Annotated in this window: 8 protein-coding genes and 4 tRNA genes; 9 read left to right on the top strand and 3 right to left on the bottom strand. The window is 64.9% G+C overall.

Annotated features, from left to right (window positions below; genetic code table 11):
• Positions 1-90 precede the first annotated feature (90 nt).
• Positions 91-166: transfer RNA gene (locus BW38_RS13590), tRNA-Gly, on the top strand.
• Positions 167-315: 149 nt separating this feature from the next.
• Here the strand turns inward: BW38_RS13590 and BW38_RS13585 are convergent.
• Complete coding sequence (locus BW38_RS13585) at positions 316-765, bottom strand: hypothetical protein (protein WP_032975740.1); 450 nt, start codon at positions 763-765, stop codon at positions 316-318.
• A gap of 377 nt (positions 766-1,142) precedes the next feature.
• Here BW38_RS13585 and BW38_RS13580 point away from each other — a divergent pair, with 377 nt between their 5' ends.
• Together BW38_RS13580 and BW38_RS13575 are read left to right on the top strand one after the other, a co-directional pair.
• Positions 1,143-2,249, top strand: a complete 1,107-nt coding sequence (locus BW38_RS13580) for an NAD(P)/FAD-dependent oxidoreductase (protein ID WP_032975741.1) — start codon at positions 1,143-1,145, stop codon at positions 2,247-2,249.
• A 105-nt stretch (positions 2,250-2,354) separates the two neighbouring features.
• A tRNA-Gly gene (locus BW38_RS13575) sits at positions 2,355-2,430 on the top strand.
• Positions 2,431-2,497: 67 nt separating this feature from the next.
• Here BW38_RS13575 and BW38_RS13570 read toward each other — a convergent pair.
• Positions 2,498-2,845: a hypothetical protein gene (locus BW38_RS13570; RefSeq protein ID WP_032975742.1), complete on the bottom strand. Its 348-nt coding sequence runs from the start codon at positions 2,843-2,845 to the stop codon at positions 2,498-2,500.
• A 314-nt stretch (positions 2,846-3,159) separates the two neighbouring features.
• Here BW38_RS13570 and BW38_RS13565 point away from each other — a divergent pair, with 314 nt between their 5' ends.
• From BW38_RS13565 to BW38_RS13550, 4 genes are read left to right on the top strand one after another with little or no spacing between them, the layout of a single operon-like run.
• Positions 3,160-4,503: a TolC family protein gene (locus BW38_RS13565; RefSeq protein WP_313115999.1), complete on the top strand. Its 1,344-nt coding sequence runs from the start codon at positions 3,160-3,162 to the stop codon at positions 4,501-4,503.
• The gene (locus BW38_RS13560; protein WP_032975744.1) at positions 4,500-5,639 is read left to right on the top strand and encodes an ABC transporter permease; all 1,140 of its coding nucleotides are present in this window, start codon (positions 4,500-4,502) and stop codon (positions 5,637-5,639) included. Before BW38_RS13565 ends, BW38_RS13560 begins: the two co-directional genes overlap by 4 nt.
• A gap of 10 nt (positions 5,640-5,649) precedes the next feature.
• Complete coding sequence (locus BW38_RS13555) at positions 5,650-6,378, top strand: ABC transporter ATP-binding protein (protein WP_025875189.1); 729 nt, start codon at positions 5,650-5,652, stop codon at positions 6,376-6,378.
• A complete protein-coding gene (locus tag BW38_RS13550; protein WP_032975745.1) occupies positions 6,375-7,286 on the top strand; it encodes an HlyD family efflux transporter periplasmic adaptor subunit in 912 nt (303 codons plus the stop codon). The genes BW38_RS13555 and BW38_RS13550 overlap by 4 nt, the downstream gene beginning before the upstream one ends.
• 12 nt (positions 7,287-7,298) lie before the next feature.
• Here the strand turns inward: BW38_RS13550 and BW38_RS13545 are convergent, their stop codons facing one another.
• Positions 7,299-7,751, bottom strand: coding sequence for a hypothetical protein (locus tag BW38_RS13545; protein WP_032975746.1), 453 nt, complete (start codon positions 7,749-7,751; stop codon positions 7,299-7,301).
• A 74-nt stretch (positions 7,752-7,825) separates the two neighbouring features.
• On the opposite strand from BW38_RS13545, the gene BW38_RS13540 reads away from it, so the two are divergent.
• Positions 7,826-7,901 (top strand) — tRNA-Gly (locus BW38_RS13540).
• Positions 7,902-8,054: 153 nt separating this feature from the next.
• Positions 8,055-8,130: transfer RNA gene (locus BW38_RS13535), tRNA-Gly, on the top strand.

Genomic DNA, 8,130 nt, shown 5'->3' on the forward strand with positions numbered 1-8,130 from the left:
TGCGTGGATGACGCATTCCATGACCTCTCGATCTGCCTGAAAAAAAGGCCTTGACGCGTTGCGCAGAACAGGTAGAATTTCGCCTCCCAAGCGGGAATAGCTCAGTTGGTAGAGCGCAACCTTGCCAAGGTTGAGGTCGCGAGTTCGAGTCTCGTTTCCCGCTCCAGATTCAAGAAAAACGCTCCCGGAAGGGGGCGTTTTTCGTTATGAGCTGTCGCGAGATAGGGCGATGTCGACGGCGTGGTCTGGGAGTGGCTCGATGTCGGCAGACATCATGACTTGGGTGCCGACAGAACGTTGCGCAGAGTTGTGCTCTTAGATCGGCAATCCTCCGGAGACAATTGCTAGCTTTCCGGTCTTGTCGAATGTCACATGGATTCTGTAGCTGCCGGATTTCCATCGCATGCGGCTGCTTTCTGGATTTGTCCATTCCGGTTCACCAAACATTGACAAGACGTCGCTCCTGCCTTGGCCGAAAGTGAGGCCGTGGGGCAGGGCGCCTCGGTAAACGGAAAAGTCGCCGATTTCCCGTCCGTAGTAGCGGAAATTGGATAACACTAGCGCGCCAGCTGGATAGTCGCGACTAGGAAAGGCCAAGGACTCAGAATCTGACAATGTCAGTTCAACGCCGAGTGATGCGTTGGACAAGTAAGCATCTGTCCAATGCGGCTCCAGGGCTGGAGCATCGACGATCCCAAGCTCCTTCAGCAACGACTCGATTTCTCGCTCGCCGTAGTGGTAGCCAAGGTGGGCGAAGTGATCCATATCGATTCTCGAATGTCGTGGTCCGGGAGGACTGGTCGTCTTGTGGGTTCATTGAGAGCGGTTGTTGCTCGGAGCGATCAGTCCACTGCCAGCGGATCGCCGAGACTCGCGCTCTTGGACATGCTCAACTACATGTCGCCGTTCTCAGATTGGTCCCGATCGAGGGTGTCGGAGTGGTTGTCGATAGTCGCCACTACATTGGTGATGGCACTGGGCCAGGAACTATTGATCGTCGTCCGGGGTGAGTCCATACAAGTATTCCGAAATGGAGCCCGATCGGGCGAGCGAGCGCTTCATCCCCACTTCACCGCCACTCCATCGCCTCGCCATGCGCCGATCCCACGCTGTACCCCCGGATCCAGCAAGGTGACGCCGCGATGCCTCAGACTCCCCCTGCCAACGACTACGACGTGGTCATCGTCGGCGCCAGCTTTGGCGGTGCCGCCTGCGCACTTGCCGCCGCTCAGTACGGCCTGCGCGTCTGCGTGCTCGAGCGCAAGGCCGACCCTGGCGAACGCCTGCACACCACCGGTATCGTGGTGAAGGAGGCGATGGAACAGACCTGGCTGGGGCGCATGCCCGATCATCTCGTGCAACGCGTCGCACGCGTGCGCCTGTATGCGCCGAACCTGCACAACGTGCTGCTGACCGCACCGGGTTACTACTTCCTCACCACCGATACGCCGAACCTGATGCGCTGGCTGGCCAGCGAACTGCGTGCCAGTGGCGTGGACCTGCGGCTGCAGCAGTCGTTCACCGACGCCTGCCGCGACGGCGACGCGTGGCAGGTTGAAGGGGTGGGGCGCACGGCCTGTCTGGTCGGCGCTGATGGCGCACGATCACGTGTTGCCCAGCGCACAGGCCTGGGCCAGGTGCGCGACAACCTGTATGGCGTCGAGCGCGAGTTTGCCGGCGTGCAGCTGCCGGAAGGCGATGCCTTGCACTGCTTTGTCAGCCGCCGGTTCGCACCCGGCTACATCGGCTGGGCCGCGCAGAATCCCACCGGCGTGCAGGTGGGATTGGCGCTGCGGCATGATCCCGCACATGCACGCCCGCCGGATATCGAGGGATTCCTTGAACACGTGCGCGACGTTGTGGGACTTCCGCACTCGGCCCAGGTTGCCGGCACCCGCGCGGGCCTGGTGCCCTGCGGGTTGCCGGATGGCCCGATCACTGCGCCGGGCGTGATCCTGACCGGTGATGCGGCAGGTGTCGTCTCGCCGCTGTCGGCCGGCGGCATCCACTCGTCATGGCGGCATGGCTGGGCGGTCGGTGATGCGATCGGGTTGCACCGGCGCGGCAAGGGGCCGGCCGCAGAGCAGGTGGCGCGTCAGGCCGCCCCCACCTTTCACCGCAAGCGCATGCTGCGCTGGGCAATGGACCACCTGCAGCGGGACTGGCCGGTCAATGCGCTGCTGCGTACCGGCCCGATGCGCCGGCTGGCCGAGCAGATCTACTTCCATCGACGGGGCGTGCGGATGTGATCCTGAAGCTGAACGCTGCTTCATGAGAGGGCAGCAGAATCCTGTTGACGCCGTGCAGCAATCCCGACACAATAGCGCTCCTTCGACGCAGGTCGAACGGAATCTGCGGGAATAGCTCAGTTGGTAGAGCGCAACCTTGCCAAGGTTGAGGTCGCGAGTTCGAGTCTCGTTTCCCGCTCCAGATTCAGAAAAACGCTCCCGCAAGGGAGCGTTTTTCGTTTGCGCACCGGCAAGGGATTGCGATTGCGCTAGCGCGGGCTGCCTCGGCCCGCACCGCACCAGGTTCGCACGTCCGCACGATCGAAGCCGGCGCAGGCGTTCTTCCGCGTGATGTACAGATACGGGGCGTCGGCCTGGTAGGTGAAGTGGTAGTAGTAGTTCCGGTCTTGGCCGTACAACCAGTAGTTCGACGAGCCCTCGTTGATCACGTAGGGCTCGAAGGAAAAGATCGACGACTGCGCGGGAATGAAGTTGCTGCGGTCCATCAGCAGCATGGCCGCGTTCGACGCCAACGGAGTGGTCAGGCAGATCGCCGTTGTGGCCACTATGAGCACGGTCGCGAAGATGCCGAGCGTGCGGCGAAGGGCGGATTTCAAGCGTATTGCCTGCCGGTGGAAGCGTTCAGGACACTGTGCCGCAGCGCCCGCGGACAGTCCAGCGTTCAGCTTGGCGGCGCCGATGAAAGGCTGTGGAAAGGCCGAGGGTTCGCAATGCATGCACCGCACACGCGCTGTAACGCACCTCCGACCGATTCTCCATGTCCACTCCACAATCGCGGCGTAGCCTCCTCGGCTTCTCTCTCCTCGAAGGCGGGCGGGTGGCCAGTCGCATCACTTTCCCGGCAGCGTTCGCGCGCCGGTATGCCGTCGTCCCACGTATCGTCCTGGGTACCGGGGCGCTGCTGACCAGCATGATGCTGGTGGGCTGCATGTCGGTGCCGGTTCCCGATCTGCCTGATCGCGTACCAGCAGTGTGGAGTCAGACCGCGGCAGGGCAGGGCGTAGCGGTCGATGCGCGGCAGTGGTGGAAGGTGCTGGCCGATGCGCGCTTGAACGCGCTGGTGGAAGAGGCCGTCGCCGGCAATCTGGACCTGCGCCAGGCCACCCTGCGGTTGCAGGCGGTACGCCTGCTGTCGGGCACCTCCGATGCGCGCTTCCGTCCGGAAATCTCCGCCAGTGCCAAGCAGGTGCAGGACGCCGCCGCAGTCGACACGTACTTCCACGCCGGCGTTGAAGCGATCTGGGATCTTGGCCTGTTCGGCGCAGCGGAGAGCGCCCGTCTAAGCGCGCAGGCGGCCAACGGAAATGCCGAAGCACTGCGCGATTCGGCGCAGGTGGCGGTCATCGCTGATGTGGTGCGCAGCTACCTGGATCTTTCCGTCGCGCAGGCGCAGGTGGATCTGCTGGGCAGGCAGCAGGCCGTTGACGCACGTGGCGAGCAACTGGGCCTGGTTCGGCAGCGCCTGCATCTGGACGAGCCCGGTGAAATGGATCGCCTGCGCGCGCGGCGGGCGGCCACGCGCGCGGCCATTGCACAGGCGAATGAAAACGCGGGCAACGCCTCGCGCGCGTTGGCGCTGCTGCTGGGTCGCGATGGTCCGGATCCGGCCTGGAATGCCTACCGCACGCCACCGCAGTTGAGCGCCTTCACCCTGCAGCAGGTGCCGGCCGATCTGCTGCGCCATCGCCCGCAGATCCTGCTGGCCGAGGCCGATGTGCTGCAGGCTGCCGCCGAAAAGGGCAATGCGCGCGCGTCGATGTTCCCGAAACTGAGTCTGGGCGGTTCCATCCTGTACGCCTACAACCTGACCCAGAACGCTCGCTCCAATTCTGATTCCAGCCCATCGATCGGTCCCTACATCGATATCCCTCTGTGGGATTGGGGCCAACGTCGCGCGCGCTATCAATCCGACGACAAGCAGCTGGATGCAGCCTTGCTGGGGTATCGCAAGGCAGTGCTGCAGGGCGTGGCGGAAGTGGAGGGTGCACTGGGCAGCCTGGCCCGCCAGGACAGCAGCATCCAGTCGCTGCAGGTGGCCGACGAAGCAGCCCGGCAGCAGGTCGTACGACAGGCCCGGCAGGTGCAGCTTGGTCTTTCCAGTGAGTTCGACGGGTTGGAAACCCAGCGTGCCGCGCTGTCCGCGCAGGCCGACCTGATCGGCGCGCAGGGTGCTCGCGTACTTGCATTCGCATCGCTCTATCGCGCAGTGGGCGGTGCTCCCTTGCCAGCCGAGCCTGAAGGCGACGCGCAATGATCGCGCTTGCCCGCAAGACCCTGGTTTACGAGTGGCGCCGTTTCCTGCCGGTAGTGCTCGCCATGTGTTTCGCCGGCGTGCTGCTGATCGTGCAGGCGGCGCTGGTGCTGGGCATCTTCGGCACCGCCGCGATCTACGTGAACGCATCCAGCGCCGATGTCTGGGCGGGCTTTGCCGGCACGCAGAGCGTGAACTACGGTCATGCGATCAGTGCGGATGTAGAGAATCGCCTGCGGATGGACCCGGATGTCACCCGCGTCGAACCCTACGAGTGGGTCGATGGTGAGTGGCGCTCCAGCGCACAGGGTGCCGGCAACGTGTCGGTCTATCTGTCCGGCATCTCCACGGCAGGCGACGCGATGATGTTCTCGCGCATCCTGTCGCCCGATCTGCGTGCCCGGTTGCGCGAACCCGGTGCGGTGATCGTCGACAGCGCGGACCTGGATACGCTGGGCGTCGATCTGCACAGCAACCGCGCGTGGATCAATGGCAAGGCCGTGCGTATGGTTGCCGCGCAACCCGGCCTGCGTGGCCTTGGCGGTGTCAATGTGCTGGCGTCTTTGGATACCGCGCGTGCCATCGCCGGAACCGATCCGCATGAAGGCAGCACCTATTTCGTGGCGGGCACGCGCTCACCGGAGCTGGCCGCGCGCGTGCGCGATCGCCTCAGTTCATCGACGGGCCGCGCCACGCCCGTCGAGTTCTGGACAGCGCCGGAGTTCGCCAGTCGTTCGCAGCAATACTGGCTGTTCGATACCGGCGCCGGCATCGCAGTGCTGTTCATGGCGGTCATTGTCTGCTTCGTCGGCGCGGTGATCACCAACCAGTCATTTGCCGCAGTGGTGGCCGGGTCGGTACGCGAGTACGCCACCCTCAATGCGCTCGGCGCAGGCCGCTACGCGCTGGCCCGTGTGGTGTTCGAACAGGCCGTGCTGATCGGTGGTGTCGGCATGCTGCTGGCCGCAGCCTTCAGCGCGGTGGTGCTGATGGCCGCGCAGACCCAGCGCGTACCGGTACAGCTCACGCCGACGGTGGTTCTTGGCTGCGTGGCGCTGGTCGCGGTGATGGCCATGCTGTCGAGCATCATGGCGGTGCGCAGCGTCGTCCGTTCCGATCCATCGCTGCTGTTGCGTTGAGGGGCCACCGATGACGAATGCTCCCATCGCAATCCCGACCCTGCGTGCCGACGCACTCGAGAAGGGCTTCGTGTCCGGCGATGTGCATGTGCCCGTGCTGCGTGGCCTGTCGCTGGACATCTATCCCGGCGAATTGACCCTGGTATCGGGCCCCTCCGGGTGCGGAAAGAGCACGCTGCTGTCGCTGATGTCCGGGCTCTCAACGCCTGATGGCGGTCGCGTGCATGCGCTTGGCCAGGACGTCAGCCACATGACCCGCAGCGAGGTGGAGCGCTTCCGTCTGCACCACGTCGGTTTCGTGTTCCAGGGCTTCAACCTGTTCCCGGCGCTGACGGCGCTGGAGCAGGTGCAGCTGCCGTTGGGCTATCGCGGCATGCGCAACCGCGACAGCGAACCGTTGGCGCGGCAGGCGCTGGACGAAGTCGGCCTCTCGCACCGCAGCCACATGCGCCCGGCGCAGCTGTCCGGCGGCGAGAAGCAGCGCGTAGCCGTTGCCCGTGCGTTCGCCAAGTCACCCACGCTGATCTTCGCCGACGAACCCACCAGCGCACTGGACGCCGAGAACGGCCAGCGCGTGATCGACATCCTGCACCGCTATGCACGCGCGCATCAGGCCACGGTGTTGTGTGTAAGCCACGATCCACGCCTGATCCGCCATGCGGATCGGGTGATCGCCATGGAAGACGGCACGGTCCGCGATGACCGCCGCCAGAACGAAACCGTAGAGCCCAGCCCATGACCAGAATGCCGCCGTTGTTCTCCCTCAGCTTCTCCTTGGGCGCGGCATTGCTGCTGGGTGCCTGCAGCAAGGATGCACCCGTACCCGCGCAGCCGACCGCTGCCACGGCCGCCAGCGCGGACAACGTCGCCGTCGCGCGCGGCATCATCGATGTGGAAGGCGGGCTGATTGCACTGGTACCAGCGATGGATGGTTCGGTCAGCACCGCGCCGGTGAAGGAAGGGGCGGTGGTGCGCAAGGGCGATGTCCTGCTCGCCCTGGATGGCGCACTGCTTGAACAGGAGGTGGGCATGGCCAATGCCGATCTCGCGCTGGCCAACGATCGGCTGAAGGGCAGTCAGGCGCAGCTGCGCGAACTGGAGCGCAACGCCACCCGCCTGGCCACCGGCGCCAGTGAAGGCGTGTCGTCCAGCCAGCAGGCCGACGCAGCCAGGCAGCAGCTGGCCGGCGTCCGCGCCGATGTGGATGTGGCCGGAGCGCAGGTCGACATGGCCCAGCACAAGCTGGAGCACGCCAGGCTCAAGCTGCGACAGATGTCGCTGACCGCACCGGACGCCGGCATCGTGGTCGGCCAGGTGCCGGGCGTGGGTGCGTTCGTGCAGGCCGGCAAGCCGGCGATGTCACTGTTGCCGGCGCGACCGTTGCAGGTGCGTGCCGAGCTGAGTGCGGCCTACGCCGATGCCGTGCAGGTTGGCATGCGTGCGACGGTGGTGATCGATAGCGATGGCGCAGAGGGCAAGCCACTGCCGGTGGCACGCGTGGTCCGCATCAGCCCGGTGTTCGCGCAGGCACGATTGCCCGAAGACGCAGGGCGCGGCGTGGCCAAGGTGGTGGAGTGCGTGCTGGAATTCGAGAGCGCCGTCAAGGCGCGCGTCGGCCAGCATGTGCGGGTGGAGTTCCACAGGTAGGGGCGTGCTTCGCTAGGGGCGTGCGCGTCGGGTCTGTTTCCCGGTCAACGCCCGCCACGCACTGGCCAGCGACACCACGCACAGCGCCAGCAGCAATCCCACATCCAGAAGCAGCAGCCACAGCAGGTGCATGCCCTGCACCGGCGCCTGGTGCAGGGCAGCGGCCAGCCACGGGAACGACCAGGCCAGCAGCAGCACCAGGGCGATCAGCAGCCGCAACCACAGGCGCCCTGGTTTCCAGGGACGCACGATCAGCACGGTGACCAACAGTTCCGCTCCGGCCAGTACAGCGAACTGGATGACCGCGCCGGTGGGGTAGGGCAGGGTTGCGCCTTCGAAGTGGCGCAGCATCCAATAGTCCGGGGTGAAGCCCGCATTGATCAGTGCAGCAATCACCGCAAGCCAGGCCAGGGCGACAAGGCTCCAGCACAGGCGGGCGAAACGAGGTCTCGTGGGCGGGTTCATCGGTGCTGCGGACTGTTGACGGCGTGAAGGAATTTGGACACAATAGCGCTCCTTCGACGCAGGTCGGAGAATCTGCGGGAATAGCTCAGTTGGTAGAGCGCAACCTTGCCAAGGTTGAGGTCGCGAGTTCGAGTCTCGTTTCCCGCTCCAGATTGCACAGGGCCCCGGTTGGGGCCTTGTTTTTCTCCCGCCACGGCAAGGCGGGGCACGTTGAGCCACAAGGCTCTTCGCGCAGTCAGAAAAGTGAAAACTGTTGTGAAATGGCTGGTGTGTGTCCCGGGCTTCCGGTACCATACGGCTTATGCGGGAATAGCTCAGTTGGTAGAGCGCAACCTTGCCAAGGTTGAGGTCGCGAGTTCGAGTCTCGTTTCCCGCTCCA

This window comes from Stenotrophomonas sp. RIT309 (genome assembly GCF_000632045.1).
Lineage (GTDB): Bacteria > Pseudomonadota > Gammaproteobacteria > Xanthomonadales > Xanthomonadaceae > Stenotrophomonas > Stenotrophomonas indicatrix.

What these genes read in the sequence shown, in the direction of transcription:
- BW38_RS13585 (WP_032975740.1), bottom strand. Translation starts at nt 765, where the DNA reads ATGGATCACTTCGCCCACCTTGGCTACCACTACGGCGAGCGAGAAATC.
- BW38_RS13580 (WP_032975741.1), top strand. Translation starts at nt 1,143, where the DNA reads ATGCCTCAGACTCCCCCTGCCAACGACTACGACGTGGTCATCGTCGGC.
- BW38_RS13565 (WP_313115999.1), top strand. Translation starts at nt 3,160, where the DNA reads ATGATGCTGGTGGGCTGCATGTCGGTGCCGGTTCCCGATCTGCCTGAT.
- BW38_RS13560 (WP_032975744.1), top strand. Translation starts at nt 4,500, where the DNA reads ATGATCGCGCTTGCCCGCAAGACCCTGGTTTACGAGTGGCGCCGTTTC.
- BW38_RS13555 (WP_025875189.1), top strand. Translation starts at nt 5,650, where the DNA reads ATGACGAATGCTCCCATCGCAATCCCGACCCTGCGTGCCGACGCACTC.
- BW38_RS13550 (WP_032975745.1), top strand. Translation starts at nt 6,375, where the DNA reads ATGACCAGAATGCCGCCGTTGTTCTCCCTCAGCTTCTCCTTGGGCGCG.
- BW38_RS13545 (WP_032975746.1), bottom strand. Translation starts at nt 7,751, where the DNA reads ATGAACCCGCCCACGAGACCTCGTTTCGCCCGCCTGTGCTGGAGCCTT.